We start from the raw sequence: 21,208 nt of genomic DNA on the forward strand, positions 1-21,208 counted from the left end.
CCGACGCTACCCGGCGTCGGGGTCGGCGAATCCCGGTACCGACTCTTCGGCGATGCGGCGAGTGGGTACGTGGGCGTCGAGCTGACACGAAATGGCGACGATCGACGCGATCACCCGCATCGGGATCGCAAGTTTGGGCGGGATGTCCATCTGGCGGGCGGCCTTGATCTGGCCGGCGGCCTTGTCCAGTTCCAGTGTCGTCATGCGCTGCAGCCACTTTCGGGTGTAGTGAAACACCGGAACCTGGAGCGGGTCGACGTACTGCTTGAGCATGTCGTCGATCTCACTCGTCGAAACCTTCTGCCCCTTCTGGATGAAACCGGCTTTCTCCATGGTGGGTAGGAGCTTGTCGTAGTTCTTGTCGACCGCGTAGCGCAGTGTCAGTCCCAGCTCGATCGGCCAGCCGCCGGGCATCGGCGCGACCGCACCGAAATCGATCACCCCCATCTTGTTCTCGGGCAGCAACATGAAGTTGCCGGGGTGGGCGTCGCCGTGCACCATCTCGAGCCGGCCCGGTGCGTCGTTGCAGAACTCGAACAGCCGCGTCGCCATCAGGTCGCGCTGCTCCTGGGTGCCTTCGCGGATGATCTGCGAGAGCGGGATACCCTCGATCCATTCCTGGATGACGACCTTCGGCGCGCTGGCGACCACATGGGGAACCAGGAAGTGCGGGTCCCCGGCGTAGGCCTTGGCGAATGCGCGCTGGTTGTCGGCTTCGAGCCGATAGTCGAGTTCCATCTCGGTGCGTTCGATCAGCTCGTCGACCACGCCCTGCACATCCGCGCCGGGGGAGAGCTGCTTGAGCACACTGACCATGCGCTGCATGGTCTTCAGATCGGCGCGCAGTGCCTCGTCGGCGCCGGGGTACTGGATCTTGACGGCGACCTCGCGGCCGTCGGACCACACCGCCTTGTGAACCTGACCGATGCTGGCTGAGGCCACCGACTTGTCGTCGAAGGATTGGAAGCGCTCACGCCATTTGGTGCCGAGCTGTTGATCGAGCACGCGATGCACCTTGGGTGCGGGCAGCGGTGGGGCCTCCCGCTGCAGCTTGGTCAGCGCTTCGCGGTAGGGCTTTCCGTACTGCTCGGGGATCGCGGCTTCCATCACCGACAGCGCCTGGCCGACCTTCATCGCGCCGCCCTTGAGTTCGCCCAGCACGGTGAACAGCTGTTGGGCGGCTTTGTCCATCAGTTCGGCGTTGACTTCGTCTTTGGACTTGCCGGTCAGGCGCTTGCCGAAGCCGAGCGCGGCGCGTCCTGCCATGCCGACGGGCAGCGACGCCAACTTGGCGTTGCGTGCCGCGCGACCCCGCTTGATCTCACTCACCAGACCATCATCCACCACGTGCGTGAAGTTCGACCAACGACTTGGCAACGGCAGATGTCAACACGCACAGTCCGGATGCCGCGACCATCGGCATTCGGTGACACGGCCGCGGGCGACCTCGAATTCGAGCGTGGTGTCCAGCGTGGACGGACTCTCGGCGTGATCTCCGCGGAGCGCGCGGACGACCCGGTCGATTTCATTGAGTGCCAGCGCGGCGGTGGCCAGCAAGGTCGCCCGGTCGGCGCTGCCCACGGTGCGGCACAGTTGAGCCGCAACCGCCGGCCAGGCGGCGTCGCGGTCGCTGCGGTGCATGTCGGCGCAGCGCAGACAGCTGGTCACCCCGGGGATCACCAGCGGGCCGATCAGCCCGGTGCCGTCACGGACGCGGACCGGCAGGTGAGCGACCTTCGCGTCGTGCAGATCGCGCACCACCCGCGGATCGGCCACCAGATAATCGGTCAGGACGACGAGGTCGGCGCGCGCGCTGGAGGCATGGGTCCTGGTGCTGTGACTGATCCGCACATTCGAGCACCGCAACGATGCGGTCAGCAGATCGGTCAGGGGGCCGCCGCCGTGCAACCGCACCGAGACCGACCGGTCGTCGAGTGCGGCGTCCGCGGTGACGACGCCGCGGTCCATGAGGTGGGTGAGCAGCCCGGTCACGACCGCCGTTGCGATGCCGTGGCCCGCTGCCAGTTGGTGCAGTTGCTGGACGCTGGCGGCGTTCTGCAGGGCGCACAGGAGTTCGGTGAGCACCGAGGCGGACACACCGGCGGGCGGGTGCACGACGACCGCGCGGCGCGGATGCCAGCCCACCTGGACCGTGCCGTCGGGCCGAGACAGCACCGGGGTGGCCGTGCTCAGCGCGTACCGCGTCATGCTTCGAGGCTGTCATGTCACGGCGGCGCCGAACCGGGTTATCCACAGCCAGGAAGGCCCGGTTAAGAAGGCCTGTCGTCTCCGCTCGTGCCCTCGTCGCCGGGGATCTCGCCGCGGGCCTCGTCGAGCGCCTGCTCGATCGCGCTGTCGAGGTCGCTGGTGTCGCCGCCGATCATCCGGTCGATGAACCCGGCCGGCTCGTCGAGGTCCGGGCCGCTGGGCAACAGGTCGGGGTGCTGCCACACGCTGTCGCGGGTGTCGGTACCGACCGCCTGGGTCAGCTTGCGCCACAGATCGGCGGCCTCGCGCATCTTGCGCGGCCGCAGCTCCAGGCCGACCAGCGTCGCGAAGGTCTGCTCGGCGGGTCCACCGGTGGCGCGCCGCCTGCGCAGCATCTCGCTCAGCGCCGAGGTGCCGGGGATACGGTCTCCGAGTGCGTCGGACACCACCGTCTGCACCCAACCCTCGATCAAGGCCAGCGTCGTCTCCAGCCGTTCCAACGCAACCGTCTGCTCCGGGGTGGCCTTGGGCTCGAAGATGCCCTGGTTGAGCAGCTGCTCCATCTCCGACGGATCGGTCAGCGAGGCGGGATTGAACCCGCGGGCGAATTCTTCGATCCCGCTCATGTCGATCTTGGTGCCCTTGGCGAACGCCTCGACAGAGTTGAGAAGCTGGCCCGACAGCCACGGCACATGGGTGAAGAGCCGGTGGTGGGCGGCCTCCCGGGCCGCCAGGAACATCAGGATCTCGCTGCGCGGCTGCTCCAGACCCTCCGACAACGTCTCGATCGCCTCCGGCATCAGCGCAGCGATCCCTTTGGGACCCAACGGCAGTCCGATGTCGGTCGATGTGAGCACCTCCTTGGACAGGGTGCCCAACGCCTGGCCGAGTTGGGATCCGAACGCCATCCCACCCATCTGAGACATCATCGCCAGCAGCGGACCCGCCATCGCCTTGGCCTCTTCGGGCAGCGCCTGAGCCCACACCGTCGAAATCTGCTCGGCCACCGGATCGCACAGCCGCTTCCAGGTGTCCATGGTGTGGTCGAGCCAATCCGTCGGCGTCCAGGCCACCGCCTTGGTGGTGCCCGCAGGCAGCGGGGTGGCTCCGTCCAGCCAGGTCTCGGCCAACCGGATCGCGTCGGCCACGGCCGAGGCGGTCTGCTCGGGTATCGGCGCGACGAAACCGATCGAACTCGACGCCAGCTGGCGGGCCAGGTCGTAGTTCACCGGGCCGGCGGACTTCCCGCCCGCCATCGAGGACCCTGCGCCGCTGAACATCTCGCCGAGCTTGGAGAAGATCTGCCCGAGCTGAGACATGTCGAATTCACCGCCCGGCAGGCCCGCGCCGAAGGGATTGGCCCCCGGATCGGGGTCCTTCTTACGTTTGTCCCGCTCGGGGTCGTCGCCGGCGGAGAAGCCGAAAGGCACGTCAGCCATGCCTCCAACGGTACTCACCACGGCCGCGCCGTGCGGGTGCCCGGGTCACGCTGAGAGTGAACCGCGGTGGTCGTCGCGGCTCACCACCGGCGACGACCTCTACTGTGGGCGGCGTGAACAGGCGGATTTCCACCCTCGTCGTCGCGCTGGTGCCGATTGTGATCTTCGGGATGCTGCTGACCGTGGTGACGGTTCCCTACGTCGCGCTCGGGCCCGGCCCGACCTTCGACACCCTGGGGGAGGTCGACGGTAAGCAGGTCGTCGACATCGAGGGCGCTGACCTGCACAAGACCACCGGGCATCTGAACATGACCACGGTGTCCCAGCGCGACGGCCTGACGCTGGGCCAGGCGCTGGTGTTCTGGGCCTCCGGACGGGACCAGCTGTTGCCCCGCGACCTGGTCTACCCGCCCGACAAGACCCGAGAAGAGATCGACGAGGCCAACACCAGCGACTTCCGTCGGTCCGAGGACAGCGCCGAGTACGCGGCACTGGAGTATCTGAAGTACCCGATGGCGGTCACCGTGGAGAGCATCGAGCAGGACGGTCCGTCGCAGGACAAGCTGCAGGCAGGCGACGCCATCGACGCGGTGGACAACACCCCGGTCACCTCACTGTCGCAGTTCCAGGAGCTGCTCAAGGAGACCAAACCCGGTGACACGGTCGTCGTCGACTACCGCCGCAAAAACGCCCCGATGGGCACCGCCGAGATCACCCTCGGTTCGCACCCGGACCGGACCCAGGGCGTCCTCGGGGTGAGCGTGCGCGACGCGCCGTGGGCGCCGTTCACCATCGACTTCAACCTGGCCAACATCGGCGGGCCCTCGGCCGGGCTGATGTTCAGCCTGGCCGTCGTCGACAAGCTGACCACCGGCGACGTCAACGGATCGAAGTTCGTCGCGGGCACCGGCACCATCACCGGTGACGGCAAGGTCGGCTCCATCGGCGGCATCACCCATAAGATCGTGGCAGCCAAGGAGGCTGGGGCGACGGTGTTCCTGGTGCCCGCGGACAACTGCGCGGAGGCCAAGACCGCCGACGCCGACGGCATCGAGCTGCTCAAGGTCGACACCCTCGAGCACGCCATCGACGGGTTGCGCACCCTTTCCGCTGGTGGCGAACCTCCCCGCTGCTGAGTCAGCGGTGCGGAGCCGATGCGTACAGTGATGGCTGAGTTGTCACACCTGTAAGTCTGCTGGGAATTTCCGAGAGTGGAGTGATCGAGTGGGTATGCGGCCCGCGGCGAAAATGCCGAATCTGACGCGTCGAAGCCGGGTGCTGATCGCCCTCGCCCTGGTCGTCGTGGTGCTGTTGCTGTTGGGACCGCGCCTGATCGACACCTATGTCAACTGGCTGTGGTTCGGCGAGCTCGGCTACCGCTCGGTGTTCACCACCCAGATCGTGACCCGGTTGCTGCTGTTCGTCGCCGTGGCCGTCATCTTCGGTGCCGTGGTCTTCGCCGCGCTGGCGCTGGCCTACCGCACCCGGCCGGTGTTCGTGCCGACGGCCGGACCCAACGACCCGGTCGCGCGCTACCGCACCGCGGTGATGTCACGGCTGCGTCTGGTCGGGATCGGGGTTCCGGTCGCGATCGGCCTGCTGGCCGGCCTGGTCGCGCAGAACTACTGGCAGCGGGTGCAACTGTTCCTGCATGGCGGCAGCTTCGGCGTCGCCGACCCGCAGTTCGGCATCGACCTCGGCTTCTACGCCTTCGATCTGCCGTTCTACCGTCTGCTGCTGACGTACCTGTTCGCCGCGACGTTCCTGGCGTTCATCGCCAACCTGCTCGGCCATTACATCTTCGGCGGTATCCGGCTGTCCGGACGCAGCGGTGCGCTCAGCAAGGCCGCCCGCATCCAGCTCATCTCGCTGGTCGGCATTCTGATGTTGCTCAAAGCGGTCGCCTACTGGTTCGACCGCTACGAACTGCTCAGCCACACCCGCGGCGGTAAGCCGTTCACCGGAGCCGGCTACACCGACATCAACGCCGTCCTGCCGGCCAAGCTGATCCTGCTGGCCATCGCGGTGATCTGCGCGGCGGCGGTGTTCTCGGCGATCGTGCTGCGTGACCTGCGGATCCCGGCGATCGGGGTCGTGCTGCTGCTGTTGTCGTCGCTGATCGTCGGCGCCGGCTGGCCGCTGGTGGTCGAACAGATCAGCGTGCGCCCGAACGCCGCGCAGAAGGAAAGCGAGTACATCAGCCGAAGTATCGAAGCGACCAGGCAGGCGTACGGTCTGACCGACGAGGCGGTGGAGTACCGCGACTATCCGGGTAACACTGCGGCGACCGCCCAGCAGGTGGCCGCCGACCGCGCCACCACGTCGAACATCCGTGTACTCGACCCGAACATCGTCAGCCCGGCGTTCACCCAGTTCCAGCAGGGCAAGAACTTCTACTTCTTCCCCGACCAGCTGAACATGGACCGCTACCCCGACGAGGACGGCAACCTGCGGGACTACGTGGTCGCCGCCCGTGAGCTGAACCCGGATCGCCTGATCGACAACCAGCGCGACTGGATCAACCGGCACACCGTCTACACCCACGGCAACGGATTCATCGCGTCGCCGGCCAACACGGTGCGCGGAATCGCCAACGATCCCAACCAGAACGGCGGATACCCGGAGTTCCTCGCCAGCGTCGTCGGCGCCAACGGCGAGGTGGATTCGCCCGGGCCCGCCCCGCTGGCCCAGCCGCGCATCTACTACGGCCCGGTGATCGCCAACACTCCCGCCGACTACGCGATCGTCGGTGAGAACGGTGCTCCGCGTGAGTACGACTACGAGACCAACACCGCCACCCGGAACTACACCTACACCGGTAGTGGTGGCGTGCCGATCGGCAACTGGCTGACCCGCAGCCTGTTCGCCGCCAAGTACGCCGAGCGCAACTTCCTGTTCTCCAACGTGATCGGCGAGAACAGCAAGATCCTGTTCAACCGTGACCCGGCGGACCGGGTGGAGGCGGTCGCGCCGTGGCTGACCACCGACACCGCTGTGTATCCGGCGATCGTCGACGAGCGCATCGTGTGGATCGTCGACGGCTACACCACGCTGGACAACTACCCGTACTCGGAACTGATGTCGCTGTCGTCGGCGACCACCGACTCCAACGAGGTGGCGCTCAACCGGCTGCAGCCCGACAAGCAGGTGTCCTACATCCGTAACTCGGTGAAGGCCACCGTCGACGCCTACGACGGCACCGTGACGCTCTACGCCCAGGACGAGCAGGACCCGGTGCTGCAGGCGTGGATGAAGGTGTTCCCGGACACCGTCAAACCCAAGGGCGACATCAGTCCGGAGCTGCAGGAGCACCTGCGCTACCCGGAGGACCTGTTCAAGGTGCAGCGCGCGCTGCTGGCCAAGTACCACGTCGACGACCCGGTGACGTTCTTCTCGACGTCGGACTTCTGGGATGTGCCGCTGGACCCGAACCCGACGGCCAGCAGCTACCAGCCGCCGTACTACATCGTCGCCAAGGACCTCGCCGAGAACAACAATCAGGCGTCGTTCCAGCTGACCAGCGCGATGAACCGGTTTCGGCGTGACTTCCTGGCGGCCTACATCAGCGCCAGCTCGGATCCTGAGACCTACGGCAAGCTCACGGTGCTGACCATCCCCGGTCAGGTCAACGGTCCCAAGCTCGCGTTCAACGCGATCAGCACCGACACCGCGGTCAGCCAGGATCTCGGTGTCATCGGACGCGACAACCAGAACCGGATCCGCTGGGGCAACCTGCTGACCCTGCCGCTCGGCGAGGGTGGGCTGCTCTACGTGGCGCCGGTGTACGCCTCGCCCGGCACCACCGATGCGGCATCGTCGTATCCGCGCCTGATCCGCGTGGCGATGATGTACAACGACCAGATCGGTTACGGTCCGACGGTGCGCGACGCGCTGACCGATCTGTTCGGCCCAGGTGCCGACGCCACCGCCACCGGACCGGCGACGACGGAGGCGCCGGCCGGTCAGGCGCCGCAGCCGCAGCAGCAGCGTCCGCCGGCCGGGCAGCAGGCGCAGGCCGCGACGCCGCCGGCGCAGCAGAACGAACCGCCGGCCCAGCAGCAACAGCCGGAGGTGCCGGTAGCGGTGCCACCGACCGCACCGACTCAGCTGTCTGCGGCGAAAGCTGCTGCGCTGCAGGATGTCAACGCCGCACTCGACGCGTTGCAGAATGCCCAGCGCAGCGGTGACTTCGCCCAGTACGGCGAGGCGCTGCAACGCCTCGATGACGCGGTGAGCGAGTACCAGGCCACCAACTAGTCACCGACGCCGGTGCGATATCGGTTGCTCGGACCACTGCAGGTGGTCCACGGGGGGCGTGTGATCGATGTGGGTCCGCGCAAGCAGCGGGCGGTGTTGGCCGCGCTGCTGCTCGCGCAGGGTCGGGTGGTCTCGACCGACAGGCTGGCCGACGCGGTGTGGGGCGATGACGTACCGGCCAGTGTGACGGCCAGCCTGCAGGTGTACATCTCCAACCTGCGCCGGGCGCTGCGGGATTCGCAGATGGCCTCGCCGATCGTCCGTCAGCCGCCCGGCTACTTCCTCGAGGTCACCCCCGACGAGGTGGACGTCACGGTCTTCGCCGCCGACTGTGCCCGCGCGGCCGCGGCGGTGGAGGGGGAGCGCTGGGTGGAGGCGCTCACCGCGGCCGATGCGGCGTTGAGTCTGGTGCGGGGGGACCTGCTGGAGGACATGGCCGATGCGCACTGGGTGCGGGCGGATGCTGCGCGGGTGGCCGAGATGCGCACGGAGTGCCTGGCGAACAAGGTCGTTGCGCTGCTGGCGCTCGGCAAGGTGCCCGCGGCTTTGACCGAGGTGTCGCGGCTGCGGTCCCTTGACCCGTTGGCCGACCGGGGCTGCCGGCTGCAGATGCTGGCGCTGTACCGGGCCGGCCGCGCGGCCGAGGCGTTGGAGAGCTTCACACGCCATGCGCGGCTGCTCGACGACGAGCTCGGCCTGGAACCCGGGCCCGAATTGCGCGCGTTGCAGACCGCGATTCTGCGGCAGGCCCCCGAGCTCACCGGCTGGCCGCGGTCCCCGGAGTGGACCGGCGCGGCGACCGTGCCGCAGCCGGAGGTGACGGCGGTGCCGAACCCGGTGGTGGAGGTCGCCTCTCAACGGGCGGCGCTGGTCGGCCGGGGCCGTGAGTTGGCAAGGGCGGCAGATGTTCTGGCGCGGGTGGCGGCCGGGGCGACGCGCTGGCTGGTGTTGACGGGCCCGCCGGGGATCGGTAAGACCCGGCTGGCCGAGGAGATCACCGGTCTGGTGCGGGCCCGAGGCGGCGACGTGGCGTGGGTCGGGTGTCCCGACGAACAGGCGACACCGCCGTGGTGGCCGATGCGGCATCTGGTCCGCGAGCTGGGCGCCGACGCCGACGCAGTGCTGGAATTTCCCCCGAACGCCGACCCCGACACCGCCAGGTTCCTTGTCTACGAACGTGTTCAGTCCCTGCTGGAGTCGCGGCCCGGCCTGTTGGCGGTGGTGGTCGACGACGTGCAGTGGTCGGACACCGCCTCGGCTGCGTGCCTGGCCTATATCGCCGGTGCCCTGCGCGACCATCCGGTGCTGATGATCGTCACGGTCCGCGACGGGGAGCACACGCCGGAGGTGGCGCGGTTGCTGAGCACGGTGGCGCGCGGCGAGGACAACCGGCACATCGAGGTGCCCGCGTTGTCCTCCGCGGACGTCGCCGCCCTCGTCGACGAGGTCGCCGAAGAGGCGGTCACCGCCGCTGAGATCGCCGAGTTGGCCGACCGCACCGGTGGAAACCCGTTCTTCGTGTCTGAGTACGCGCGGTTGCCGCGAGCCGAGCGTGCGGGCAGCGAGATTCCGCGTGCGGTCCGTTCGGTACTCGAACGACGTTTGGCTGCACTGGATCCGGCTGTGATCCAGATGCTGCGTGCTGCTGCGGTGATCGGTGACGTGATCGACGCGTCCGCGGTACCGGTGCTGGCGCAGGCGACCCGGCTGGATCTGGACACCCTCGCCGATTACCTCGACGAGGCCGCCGATGAACGCATCGTCCTGACCGCCCATGCCGGTGAGGGCTACGCGTTCGCCCACGGCCTGCTGCGCGAACAACTGTTGGCCGGTATGCCGGCGCTGCGCCGGCAGCGTATGCACGCCAAGGTCGCCGAGGTGCTCGCCGACAGCAACGCCCCGGATGCGCCGACGCGCCGTGCGCAGCACCTGATCGCGGCCCAGCCTCTGGTCGAGCCCGTTGCGGTGGTGGCGGCCTGCCGGCTCGCCGCCGAAGAAGCCACCGCGCAATGGAGTTCGGATATCGCGGCGCGTTGGTGGCAGGCCGCACTGGACGCCTACGACCGGCAACCGGCAGCCGAACGTGACGACGCCGAACGAGACGCGCTCACCGTCGAACTGCTTGAGGCACATTCCAGAGCCGGCCGGGGCCAGCTGGTGCTCGACAGTGTGCAGCGTTACCTGGGGGAGGCGTTGCGGACCGGCCGCGCCCCCAGTGCGGGGCGGGTGGCCAGTGCGTTGTTGCGGGCCAGCGGCGGATGGCCCTGGCTGGCGCCGGGAAACGATGCGGGCGAGCTGTTGGCGCTGTTGGGGCGTGCCGCGGCCCTGGCCGAAAGCGATGCGTCGTCGGCGGCGCGGGTGTTACCGGCGTTGGCGGTGGGGCACTGCTACCACCCCGATCCCGGTGTCGCGCAGGCTCTGTTGGATCGGGCCGAGCGGGTGGCCGAGGACACCGGGGACGTCGATGTCCTCGCCGACGTCCTGGTGGGGCGGCTCATCACCTTCTCCGGTGTCGCGACGCTCAGCCACCAGACGCTGCAGTGGGTGGCGCGGCTGAACACACTGGGGCACAGCAGATCGCGCGAGGATTCGGTGATCGCGCATTCGGTGGCGACGATGGCGGCGATGAACCTCGGCGACGTCGCCGCGGCGCGCGCGCACGTCGAAGCGGGCATTGCCGGCAGTGAGGAGCTGCGGCTTCCCGTCCTGCGTGCCCAGCTGCGGTGGATGGAGGCGGTGCTGGCCATGTGGGTCGGTGACTTCGCCGAAGCGGCGCGTCACCACGCTATCGCCACCCATGTGCACGAACAGACCGAGCTTTACGAAGCCGGCAGCGGACTGTTGGCGACCGCATCGCTGCTGCGGGAGCGGGGCGGCCCGATCGGGCAGGATTGGGCCGGGGTACACGCCGACAAGCAGACCGGCGGCCAGAGCATGGTGGGTGTGGTGCGGACCGCCCTGCTCACGTTGGAGTCCGGCCCGCAAGGCCGCGCCGAGGCGATCCAGACGCTGCGACAATCGGCCGGGGCCAGAAACCGCGGTCACATCTGGACCACGCTCGGCCATCAGGCGCTGTTGGCGCATCTGGCCGCGGATCACGGGTTGCCGGAGTTCGCTGATGCTCTGCTGGCCGCCCTGGAGCCGTTCCGCGACCGGATCGCGGTGATCGGGCAGGTGGGGCTGGCCGGTCCGGTCGCGTTGGCGACGGCGCGGCTGTATGCGTTGCGGGGGGACGCGGATCGCGCGCTCGCCGACGTGACGCTGGCCCGCGACATCGCCGAGCGCAACGGGGGAGTGCCCACCATGCTGCGGTGCCGGCTGTTGGAGTGCGAGCTGGTCGCACGGTCGGCCGAGCGCACCCGGGCGGCCGAAGAGTTGGCGGCCGACGCCGATCGCATCGGCATGGCTGCCGTCGCGACCGCGGCCCGCGCGCTGGCCTGAGCTTCGGCATCTCGGCGGGCGCGGGGGAGGCCCGCTGCGGCCCCCGGTTCGCGACGGTGCACTGACGGTAGCCGCCACGGTGCTCTGACGACCGGGAGAGCACTTTCGCGGCGGCCGACGCCTTGGACGTTTCTTAAATCGAGGCTCCAAGGCGCCGCCAAGCTGCATCGGCGATGCTTCTCCCCGTCGTGAGCACTCCGAGAAAGGCACCCCGATGACGATTCCGACCGATCTGACGCGCACCGAGGCGTTGCATGCGCTGCGTGATCAGGTCACCACCCATGTGGCGCTCCCCGGCGAGCCCGGCTACGAACGCTGCACGCCGTGGAACGTGGCGGCGCCCGTCACCCCGGCTGCGGTGGTGCTGGCGACGTCGGCGCAGGATGTCGCGGGCACGGTCAGATTCGCGGCGGCCGAGGGCTTCACCGTCACCGTGCAGGCGACCGGCCACGGCGCCGTCGGGGTGGGCGCGGACACCATCCTGATCCAGACCTCGGCGATGAAGCACTGCGACGTGGATGTGCTCGCCCGCACGGCCCGGGTGGGCGCGGGCGCACGCTGGCAGGACGTGCTCGACGCCGCGACGCCGCACGGGCTTGCGCCGCTGTGCGGTTCGGCTCCGGGGGTCGGGGTGGTCGGGTTCCTGACCGGTGGCGGTATCGGTCCGTTGGTACGCACGTACGGTCTGTCCTCAGATCATGTGCGCTCGTTCGACGTGGTGACCGGCCAGGGACTGCTGGTGCGCGCCGCGCCGGACGAGAACGCCGATCTGTTCTGGGGTCTGCGCGGTGGCAAGGCCACCCTCGGTATCGTCACGTCAGCCGAGATCGACCTGCTGGCCTTGGCCGAGTTCTACGGCGGTGCGGTCTATTTCGACGGCGCCGACACCGCTGCGGTGCTGCGCGCCTGGGGTGCGTGGTGCGCGGATCTGCCCGAGACCATCAACACGTCGATCGCGATCCAGCAGCTTCCGCCGCTCCCCGGGCTTCCCGGGCCGCTGGCCGGCAGGATGACCGTGGCGGTGCGCTATGCCGCCGTCGGTGATCACACCCAGGCCGAGCAGGCGCTGGCGCGGCTGCGTGCGGTCGCGACGCCGGTGCTCGACACCGTCGGTGTGCTGCCGTACGCCGCGATCGGAGCGGTGCACGCCGACCCGGTGGACCCGATGCCGATCACCGAGGATCAGGCGCTGCTGCGCGAGCTTCCGGCCGAGGCCGTCGAGGCGCTGCTGGCCGTCGCAGGCCCGGATTCGGGGTCACCGCAGGTGATCGTCGAGCTGCGCCACCTCGGGGGAGCGCTGGCCCGCGAGGCTGCGCACCGCAGCGCGTTCTGCCACCGTGACGCCGCGTTCTCGCTGGCCACCATCGGTGTGCGGGCACCCGAGATCGCCGACATGGTGATCGGCCATGCCAGGGCCGTGACGGAGGCTGTCGCGCCGTGGTCGACCGGCGGGCAGATGCCCAACTTCGCACCGTCCTACGACCCGCGGCGCCCGTCGCGGGTGTACAACGACGACACGCTGCACTGGCTGGCCGGTCTCGCCGACCGCTACGACCCGGCACGCACGCTGGCGACCGGCCAGGTCATCCGGATGATGGGGTAGCCGCCACCGCGACGGCTCCCCGGCGGCACTGGTTACTATTTTTCTCCGGCATCCGAGGTCGTTTTGTCGAAGGGGAATGCACATGGCCGCGCACGTCGAGCAGCTCGAATTCCAGGCGGAGGCACGCCAACTGCTGGATCTGATGATCCACTCCGTCTACAGCAACAAGGACTCGTTCCTGCGCGAGCTCATCTCGAACGCCTCCGACGCGCTGGACAAGCTGCGGCTGGAGGCGTTCCGGAACAAGGAACTCGACGTCGATACGTCGGATCTGCACATCGAGATCGACGTCGACAAGGATGCCCGCACACTGACGGTGCGCGACAACGGCATCGGCATGTCCCGCGAAGAGGTCGTGCGGCTGATCGGAACGCTCGCGAAGTCGGGGACGGCCGAGCTGCGGCAGCAATTGAAGGACGCCAAGGACAAGAACTCCAGCGAGGAACTCATCGGGCAGTTCGGAATCGGCTTCTACGCGAGCTTCATGGTGGCCGACCGCGTCGAGCTGATCACCCGCAAGGCCGGTGAGAGCGAGGCGACCCGGTGGGAGTCCACCGGGGAAGGCACCTACACCATCGAGTCCGTCGACCAATCCGGCGGCGAGCTTGCCCAGGGCACCTCGGTCACGCTGCACCTCAAACCCGAGGATCGCGAAGACGAGCTGCACGACTACACCTCGGAGTGGAAGATCCGGGAGCTCGTCAAGCAGTACTCGGACTTCATCGCCTGGCCGGTCCGGATGGAGGTCGAGCGCCGCACGCCGGCGTCCGAGGACGGCGGCGAGGAGTCGGTCACCGTCGAAACGCAGACCCTGAACTCGATGAAGGCGCTGTGGGCCCGGCCGCGCGACGAGGTCTCCGACGAGGAGTACACGGAGTTCTACAAGCACGTCGCCCACGCGTGGGATGAGCCGCTGGAGATCATCGCGATGCGGGCGGAGGGCACCTTCGAATACCAGGCGCTGCTGTTCATCCCGTCGCATGCACCCTTCGACCTGTTCAACCAGAACGCCGCGGTCGGGGTGCAGCTGTACGTCAAGCGTGTCTTCATCATGGGTGACTGCGACCAGCTGATGCCGCCCTATCTGCGGTTCGTCAAGGGCGTCGTCGACGCACAGGACATGTCGCTGAACGTGTCCCGCGAAATCCTGCAGCAGGACCGACAGATCCGGGCGATCCGCCGCCGTCTCACCAAGAAGGTGCTCTCGACGATCACCGAGATGCAAAACGAGCGGCCGGAGAAGTACCGCACGTTCTGGACCCAATTCGGCAGGGTCCTCAAGGAGGGCCTGCTGACCGACACCGACAACCAGGACACGCTGCTGCGCGTCTGTTCGTTCGCCTCGACGCGCAGCGACGACGAAGCGACCACACTGGCCGAGTACGTCACACGGATGCCGCAGGAGCAGGGCCAGATCTTCTACGCCGCAGGCGAATCGCGTCAGCAACTGCTGAACTCACCGCACCTGGAGGCGTTCAAGGCCAAGGGCTACGAGGTGCTGTTGCTCACCGACCCGGTGGACGAAGTCTGGGTGGAGTCGATCCACGAGTTCGACGGCAAGCCACTGCAGTCGGTGGCCAAGGGTGAGGTGGACCTCGACTCCGAGGCCGACAAGGCCGATCGGGAGGCCGAACGTCAGGAACGCGAGCAGGAATTCGCCGACCTGACCGCCTGGCTGAAGGACGCGCTGGGTGACCACGTCAAGGAAGTGCGGTTGTCGACCCGGCTGACCGATTCGCCGGCGTGCCTGATCACCGACACCTTCGGCATCACCCCTGCGCTGGCGCGCATGTACCGGGCGTCCGGACAGCCGGTTCCGGTCGAGAAGCGGATTCTGGAGCTCAACCCGACCCACCCCCTGATCATCGGGCTGCGGGAGGCGCACAAGAGTCGCGGCGCCGACGATGAACTGACCGGTACCGCTGAATTGTTGTACGGCACCGCGCTTCTGGCCGAGGGCGGCGCGCTGGAGGACCCGGCGCGGTTCGCCGGGCTGCTGGCCGACCGGCTGACCCGCACGGTTGGGGACCAGTCCTAGGCGGAGGGCGGCTCTCTGCTGGGAAAACCTCCGCTTCGAGCCCTCTGAGCAGGCGATTTGGAGGCTGCGCCGGAGTCCCGGTAACCTAGCGTTCACCCGTCGCGGGGTGGAGCAGCTCGGTAGCTCGCTGGGCTCATAACCCAGAGGTCGCAGGTTCGAATCCTGTCCCCGCTACTAGGTAGAACGGCCCTCGGACTTCGTTCCGGGGGCCGTTTTCATGCCAGTTGTGAACGCATCTGTGGACGATCGCGAAGCTGCTCTATCGCGTTGCGCCCCCTCAGCTCAGAAGTGAGACGCATCCTTTGTGCTTTGCAGCGACCGCTGATATCGCACTTCGTGCACGGGGTGGCCGCCGATGGAGTCGGTGCGTTCGGCGCCGTCGCAGCGCCACCCCACCGAACCGTAGAAGCGACGGGCGCGGTCGTTACCCGACAGAACCCACAAGGACGCCTTGTGATAACCCCGATTGCGCAGATGCGCGCAACCGGCGGCAATCAGGCGGCTCCCGATCCCGCAGCCCCAATGGGGCGGGTCGACATATATTGCCCAAATCTCCCCATTGCCTTGTAGGTCGTCGTCTCGGCAGCGACCAGTGGTGACGTGACCGCAGATCATGTCCCCGACGAGAGCGACCTGGGTGAAGGGACCGTCAGGGTTCATCTGGTCGAAGGCGTACCGGCTGGCTCTTTCCTCAGGTCTCAACGCGTTCAGATAGCCGATCGGAAGCAACCCTCGGTAGCCCACCTGCCACGACCGGACATGGGCCCGCGCAACGGCCGACGCATCCTCAGGCACGGCCTGCCTGACGCAAATGAACTCGTTGACGGGCATAGGTAATGGTTGCAGCGGGGCAGCACGGGACTCAAACGAATTCTGATCGCGGATCGGTCGGTGCCGCTACGGGACGGTCTGGCAGAAGCGGATGGTGTTGGAGAACGGGTCGATGACTTCCATCGTTGGGCCGCCTGGCGAGTCGACGTCGATGCCGGGGTTCATCCGCTCGTATCCGGTGGCGTGGAGTTCGTTGTGCAATGCGGTGACGTCGCTGACGGGTACCCATACCGTCGAACCGGGGGAGCCGTCGCCGTGGTGCTCGGACAGGTCGAGTACGAACTGATCGCGACGCAAACGCAGGTAGAGGACCGACTGGGCGTAGTCGAATCGATGTTCCCACTCAATGTCGAAGTGCAGGTAGTCGATGTAGAACTCGCGGGCGCGGGCTTCATCGAGACTGCGGAGCACGGGAACCGGTGCGCTCATGCCTCTCTTGGATGAAAGCCGCGCTGCGGCGGTGTTCCAATCCCGGAATCCGAGTTGTCGGGCGACGATCTCCAGGGCTCTGGAATGCGTGAGGTCGGTGTCAGCTAGTTGATCGCGCAGTATGCGGGCGGCGCGTTTAGCGTCGTCAACAGTCAGATCCATCATTTCACCTACGTTCCGGTGCCGGTCTGCATTCAGTGCCCGCGTTGCTGAGCTGTGGCGGCACCGCTGCTCGTAGCCGAGTGCGATGGTGGCCGATCCTGATGTGTTCACCAGACCGATTCCTCGGCGCGGGCGGCGGGTCACATCGAACCCTGCATGCTGACGTTACGGGCGGTGAGCGGGGGTTTCAAGCCTCGTCGCGAGCCCGATCATGGGCAAGCGCGTGGCCGGTCATCCGCCAGTCCGCAGCCAGCGATTTTCCTGGACAACAACAACCCTCGCCTGCTGGTTCGATCTTGATTCGTGCCGGCGGGCGGCGCTCTGGTAGACACGGACGCCATGCGGAAATGCGTAGTCGGCGCGTCAGTCGCTCTGGTGGTGGTGTTGGTCACCGTCTTCGGCGCCTATACGTTGTCGAAGTCGAGGACCTTTCAGCTGGCCGGCGAGATTGTCGACAGGGTGGACACCACCGAAAAGGTGTTGGCACTGACCTTCGACGATGGGCCGACGGAGCGGACTTTCGAGATCCTCAAAATACTTGCTGCAAAGGAGGTTCCGGCAACGTTCTATCTCACTGGCGCCGATTTGGACCGGTACCCGGCCGAAGGCCGAGCAATCGCGCGAGCCGGCCACGAGATCGGCAATCACACCTACACGCACCGCCGGATGATGCTTGTCTCGTCCGCGACTGTCACCGAGGAGATCGAACGAACCGATGCGGCTATCGCCCGGACCGGCTATCGCGGGACGGTGACTTTTCGACCGCCCTACGGCAAGAAACTCTGGGCACTTCCTCGCTACCTTGCCGACCATGGACGAACCACCGTCACCTGGGATCTCGAACCAGACTCTGCCGGCACCCCTACCACCGAGCAGATCGTCACGGACACTGTCGAGAATGTCCGACCAGGGTCGATCATTCTGCTGCACGTCATGGCGGAAAGTCGATCGGCCTCACGCGCTGCGGTGCCACAGATCATCGACGGCCTTGAATCCGAGGGCTTTAGGTTCGTCACCGTGAGCGAACTCCTCGCTATGGGTCGGTAAATCGCGGCCGCCGAAGTCTGGTCGACCGGCACCGACCAACCCCCGTTGTGTCGACGGGTATCCGAACAAGAACCCATGCACAGAGTCGACAGCACAGGACGCCGGCCAGTGCTGCACCCACCCAAGCTGCGAGCCGGCGATCAGATCCGGCCGGTACGCGATCACCCGGAGATCCGGAGACTCGTCGCCCGGCTACCAGGCAGCACCTTGCCCAGTTCGGGCGCCAGGTGTGTGCGGAGACCGGCGTGAAGATCGGCCGGGATCAGCCGAGATCGGGTGTATCGCTCGACAACTGAGTGAATGTCGGTGGTCGCTTCTCCAGGAAGGCTCGCACGCCCTCCCTGCCGTCACCGACCGAGGCGTGCCACATGGCCAGGCTGTCGCGGCGGTGAGCTTCGAGCGGATGCGTGGAGCCGGCCGCCCTCGAAGTAGCGGCACACAGCCTCGACAGCCACTTCGGCGAACGGGTCCCCGTCGAGGGACTGGAACACTTCGAGGTGGATGTGGTCGCGTGGGATTCCCGCTTCGGTCAGTGTCTCCTTGACCACCGCCATGAACGGAGCCGGACCGCAGATGAAGGACTGATATCCGGAATAGAGCCGAGCGAAGTTACTCAGCTGCGCGCGGCTGGGCAGACCTTGAACTGACTCCAACCAGTGCAGCACGGTGAGTCGGTTCGCATGGCGTGCGGCCAGTTCGCGCAGCTCGGAGGCAAAGATGACCGATGCTTCGTCGCGGTTGGCATAGCACAGCACAACTCGCCCCGAGCCTGCCACGAGGACAGATTTCAATATCGACATCACCGGGGTGATGCCACTGCCCGCGGCCCACAACAGGAAGTCGCCGTCGAGATCGCGTGGGGTGAAGAGTCCCGATGGCGGCAGGGACTCGATGGTGTCACCGACGGAAACATTGTCACACAACCAATTCGAGCCGTATCCACCGTCGGTGCGCTTCACGGTCACCTTCGGTGCGTCGCTGGTGTGGGGCGAGCTGGCCAGGGAGTAGCACCGCGCCACCGATCCGGTCTGGTCACTGGGAATGCGCAGGGTGAGGAACTGTCCGGGCCGGTAATCGAACTTGTCCTGGTCTTCCCGGGGTACGGCGAACACCAGCGATCGGGCGTCCCGGCTCTCTTCGATCACCTCGGTGACGGTGAGGGGTATCGCGCGGGGGGAGGCCAGGGCGCAGCTACCCGTTTCGACGTCGCTCATGCGCAGCATTGTGACCGAGAACAGACCCGCCATCCTGCGGTGGTTGCCAGTGGACGGGACGAATTTCCGATGACCATTCACTGGGAGACGTTCGGCGGGGCTTCGTGCGCGCGTCCTAGCCTTCACAACGTGAGTGCGAATCAGAGTCAGGTCGATGTCGTCGTGGTTGGCGCCGGGTTCGGCGGTCTGTACGCCCTCCACAAATTCCGGGAGCAAGGCCGGTCGGTAAGAGTGTTCGAGGCCGCGCCGGAGGTGGGTGGGACGTGGTACTTCAACCGGTACCCCGGTGCCCGATGTGACGTCGAGAGCCTCGACTACTGCTACTCGTTCTCCGATGAGCTTCAACAGGAGTGGACGTGGACCGAGAAGTACGCCACCCAGAGTGAGATCCTGCAGTACATCAACTGGGTCGCCGACAAACTGAACCTCCGCACCGGCATCACGTTCAACACCCGGGTGGTCTCTGCAGTGTTCGACGAGGATGCTCTGCTCTGGACGGTGACCACCGACGGCGGTGAGACTGTCTCGGCGCGCTTCGTGGTGATGGCGACCGGTCCGCTGTCGGCACCGCTGACCCCGAACATCAGCGGCCTCGACACTTTCAGCGGCGACGTCTATCACACTGCGCACTGGCCGCACGAGGGCGTGGACTTCACCGGCAAGCGCGTCGCCGTCATCGGCACCGGCTCCTCGGGCATCCAGTCGATTCCGATCATCGCAGAACAGGCGGCGCAGCTTTACGTCTTCCAGCGCACGCCGAACTACAGCGTGCCCGCCGGCAATCGGCCGTTGAGCGCCGACGAGATCACCCACGCCAAGGCCACCTACGACGAGCGGCGCCGGATGTCGTGGCGCAGCGGCGGAGGCTCCCCGCATGTGGCGCACCCGAAGCTGACGATGGAGGTGTCCCCGGAGGAGCGGCGGGCTGCCTTCGAAAAGCGCTGGGAACTGGGAGGTGTCCTCTTCTCGAAGACCTTCAGCGACCAAATGATCAACCTCGACGCCAACGAGGAAGCCCGCAAGTTCTACGAGGAAAAGGTGCGGGCAATGATCGACGACCCCGCGGTCGCGGAGTTGTTGATCCCCAATGATCACCCCATCGGCACGAAACGAATCTGCACCGACACCAATTACTTCACGACGTTCAACCGGTCCAACGTGAAGCTGGTCAGCGTCAAAGAGACGCCGATCGAGTCGATCGATTCCACCGGGATAATCGTCGGAGGAACGCATTTCGACGTCGACGCGATCGTGTTGGCGACGGGCTTCGACGCGATGACCGGTACCTTGGCCAAGATCGACATCGTCGGCAGGGGCGGACAGAAGCTCGTCGACGACTGGTCGGACGGACCCCGCACCTATCTCGGACTCGGGGTCGACGGATTCCCCAATCTGTTCCTCGTGTCCGGCCCAGGTGCCCCCGCGGTACTGGCGAACATGGTGCTGCACGCCGAGGCTCACATCAACTGGATCGCCGACGCGATCGACTACCTCGACGAGCATGACCTCGCCGCCATCGAGGCCACCACGGACGCGGTGGACGAATGGGTGGCCGAATGTAACAGGCGTGCCGACGCGACGCTGTTCCCCAAAGCAAACTCCTGGTACATGGGTGCGAACGTGCCGGGCAAGCCGAGAGTCTTCATGCTCTTCATCGGTGGTTTCGCCGCATACCTCGACATCTGCGCGGAGGTCGCCAACGCCGGCTACAAGGGATTCAGTCTGCTCAAGGGTGCATGAATGGCAGGGCTGGACGGCAAAGTTGCGGTCGTCACCGGCGCGGCACGCGGCACCGGGCGCGCACACTGTGAACGTCTCGCTGACAACGGTGCCGACGTGATCGCTGTCGATGTCGGTGACCCAGCGGATCTGGCCGATACCGCCGAGGCGGTGACCAGCCGGGGGCGTCGTTGTTTCACCGGTGTCGCCGATGTCCGGGACATGGCTGCGCTCGACGGTGTGGTGGCCACCGGCGTCGCCGAGTTGGGCGGCCTGAACGTCGTCGTCGCCAACGCCGGCATCCATGCGCCCGGTGCGCCGACCTGGGAACTGAGTGCCCAGGCGTGGCGAGACACTCTTGACGTCAACCTCACCGGCGTCTGGCACACCGTCAAGGCCTCGGTCCGGCACATCGGCGCCGACGGCGGATCGATTGTGATCATCAGTTCCACCAACGGAATTCGGGGTACTGCCAACACCGCCCATTACACTGCCAGCAAGCACGCTGTGGTGGGCTTGGCCCGCACGCTGGCCAACGAACTGGGCCCGCGCATGATCCGTGTCAACACAGTGCATCCCGGTGCGGTGGCCACCCCGATGGTCCGCAACGAGGCGACCTACCGGCGGCTGTGCCCCGACATCGAGAACCCGACAGAGGCCGACGCCGCCCGGGTGCTCGCCGCCCGCAACCTGCTGCCGGTGCCGTGGGTGGAGCCGGCCGATGTCGCGAACGCGGTGTGCTTTCTGGCCTCCGATGAGGCGCGCTACATCACCGGCACGCGGATCGTTGTCGACGCCGGCCTGACCCAGAAGACGTAGC

Annotated in this window: 13 protein-coding genes, 1 tRNA gene and 1 pseudogene; 9 read left to right on the plus strand and 6 right to left on the minus strand. The window is 67.0% G+C overall.

The annotated features are described in order from the left end of the window. Positions 1–6: 6 nt before the first annotated feature. The 3 genes from ACNUDN_RS08205 to ACNUDN_RS08215 form a co-directional block, all read right to left on the minus strand. A complete protein-coding gene (locus tag ACNUDN_RS08205; protein WP_419125065.1) occupies positions 7–1,344 on the minus strand; it encodes a macrolide-binding ATPase MABP-1 in 1,338 nt (445 codons plus the stop codon). A 42-nt stretch (positions 1,345–1,386) separates the two neighbouring features. Then, positions 1,387–2,208 carry a cyclodehydratase gene (locus ACNUDN_RS08210; protein WP_419121481.1) on the minus strand — a complete coding sequence of 274 codons (822 nt, stop codon included), beginning with the start codon at positions 2,206–2,208 and terminating at the stop codon, positions 1,387–1,389. 62 nt (positions 2,209–2,270) lie between these two features. Beyond that, entirely contained in the window at positions 2,271–3,647 is a 1,377-nt protein-coding gene (locus ACNUDN_RS08215; protein ID WP_419121482.1) for a zinc-dependent metalloprotease, read from the minus strand. Between the two features lie 113 nt (positions 3,648–3,760). On the opposite strand from ACNUDN_RS08215, the gene ACNUDN_RS08220 reads away from it, so the two are divergent. From ACNUDN_RS08220 to ACNUDN_RS08245, 6 genes are all read left to right on the plus strand, one after another. Then, positions 3,761–4,783, plus strand: a complete 1,023-nt coding sequence (locus tag ACNUDN_RS08220; protein WP_419121483.1) for a YlbL family protein — start codon at positions 3,761–3,763, stop codon at positions 4,781–4,783. Positions 4,784–4,871: 88 nt separating this feature from the next. Next, a complete protein-coding gene (locus ACNUDN_RS08225) occupies positions 4,872–7,904 on the plus strand; it encodes a UPF0182 family protein (RefSeq protein ID WP_419121484.1) in 3,033 nt (1,010 codons plus the stop codon). 60 nt (positions 7,905–7,964) lie between these two features. Continuing rightward, positions 7,965–11,345 (plus strand): ATP-binding protein, encoded by a 3,381-nt coding sequence (locus ACNUDN_RS08230; RefSeq protein WP_431959660.1) that lies wholly within the window; start codon positions 7,965–7,967, stop codon positions 11,343–11,345. Positions 11,346–11,559: 214 nt separating this feature from the next. Beyond that, complete coding sequence (locus ACNUDN_RS08235) at positions 11,560–12,948, plus strand: FAD-binding oxidoreductase (RefSeq protein ID WP_419121486.1); 1,389 nt, start codon at positions 11,560–11,562, stop codon at positions 12,946–12,948. 82 nt (positions 12,949–13,030) lie between these two features. Further along, positions 13,031–14,986, plus strand: coding sequence for a molecular chaperone HtpG (gene htpG, locus ACNUDN_RS08240; protein ID WP_419121487.1), 1,956 nt, complete (start codon positions 13,031–13,033; stop codon positions 14,984–14,986). Positions 14,987–15,086: 100 nt separating this feature from the next. Further along, positions 15,087–15,160: transfer RNA gene (locus ACNUDN_RS08245), tRNA-Met, on the plus strand. Between the two features lie 108 nt (positions 15,161–15,268). On the opposite strand, the gene ACNUDN_RS08250 is transcribed toward ACNUDN_RS08245, so the two are convergent. After that, on the minus strand, positions 15,269–15,817 hold the full coding sequence (locus ACNUDN_RS08250) for a GNAT family N-acetyltransferase (RefSeq protein WP_498450148.1): 549 nt from the start codon (positions 15,815–15,817) through the stop codon (positions 15,269–15,271). 66 nt (positions 15,818–15,883) lie between these two features. Beyond that, positions 15,884–16,408, minus strand: a complete 525-nt coding sequence (locus ACNUDN_RS08255) for a glyoxalase superfamily protein (RefSeq protein WP_419121489.1) — start codon at positions 16,406–16,408, stop codon at positions 15,884–15,886. Between the two features lie 477 nt (positions 16,409–16,885). Between ACNUDN_RS08255 and ACNUDN_RS08260 the strand changes: the two genes are divergently transcribed. Then, positions 16,886–17,455, plus strand: coding sequence for a polysaccharide deacetylase family protein (locus tag ACNUDN_RS08260; protein WP_419125066.1), 570 nt, complete (start codon positions 16,886–16,888; stop codon positions 17,453–17,455). Between the two features lie 449 nt (positions 17,456–17,904). Here ACNUDN_RS08260 and ACNUDN_RS08265 read toward each other — a convergent pair. Then, positions 17,905–18,669, minus strand: a pseudogene (locus tag ACNUDN_RS08265) (FAD-binding oxidoreductase); the annotation flags it as partial. Positions 18,670–18,798: 129 nt separating this feature from the next. Between ACNUDN_RS08265 and ACNUDN_RS08270 the strand changes: the two are divergent. Together ACNUDN_RS08270 and ACNUDN_RS08275 are read left to right on the plus strand one after the other, a co-directional pair. After that, complete coding sequence (locus ACNUDN_RS08270; RefSeq protein ID WP_419121490.1) at positions 18,799–20,409, plus strand: flavin-containing monooxygenase; 1,611 nt, start codon at positions 18,799–18,801, stop codon at positions 20,407–20,409. Next, positions 20,410–21,207: a mycofactocin-coupled SDR family oxidoreductase gene (locus ACNUDN_RS08275; protein WP_419121491.1), complete on the plus strand. Its 798-nt coding sequence runs from the start codon at positions 20,410–20,412 to the stop codon at positions 21,205–21,207. The last annotated feature ends 1 nt before the right edge of the window (position 21,208 follow it).

Source organism: Mycobacterium sp. smrl_JER01, from assembly GCF_048513595.2.
Taxonomy (GTDB): Bacteria; Actinomycetota; Actinomycetes; order Mycobacteriales; family Mycobacteriaceae; genus Mycobacterium.

Coding starts and splice junctions, on each gene's coding strand:
- ACNUDN_RS08210 (WP_419121481.1), bottom strand. CDS start 2,208: ATGACGCGGTACGCGCTGAGCACGGCCACCCCGGTGCTGTCTCGGCCC.
- ACNUDN_RS08215 (WP_419121482.1), bottom strand. CDS start 3,647: ATGGCTGACGTGCCTTTCGGCTTCTCCGCCGGCGACGACCCCGAGCGG.
- ACNUDN_RS08235 (WP_419121486.1), top strand. CDS start 11,560: ATGACGATTCCGACCGATCTGACGCGCACCGAGGCGTTGCATGCGCTG.
- htpG (WP_419121487.1), top strand. CDS start 13,031: ATGGCCGCGCACGTCGAGCAGCTCGAATTCCAGGCGGAGGCACGCCAA.
- ACNUDN_RS08250 (WP_498450148.1), bottom strand. CDS start 15,817: ATGCCCGTCAACGAGTTCATTTGCGTCAGGCAGGCCGTGCCTGAGGAT.
- ACNUDN_RS08255 (WP_419121489.1), bottom strand. CDS start 16,408: ATGGATCTGACTGTTGACGACGCTAAACGCGCCGCCCGCATACTGCGC.
- ACNUDN_RS08275 (WP_419121491.1), top strand. CDS start 20,410: ATGGCAGGGCTGGACGGCAAAGTTGCGGTCGTCACCGGCGCGGCACGC.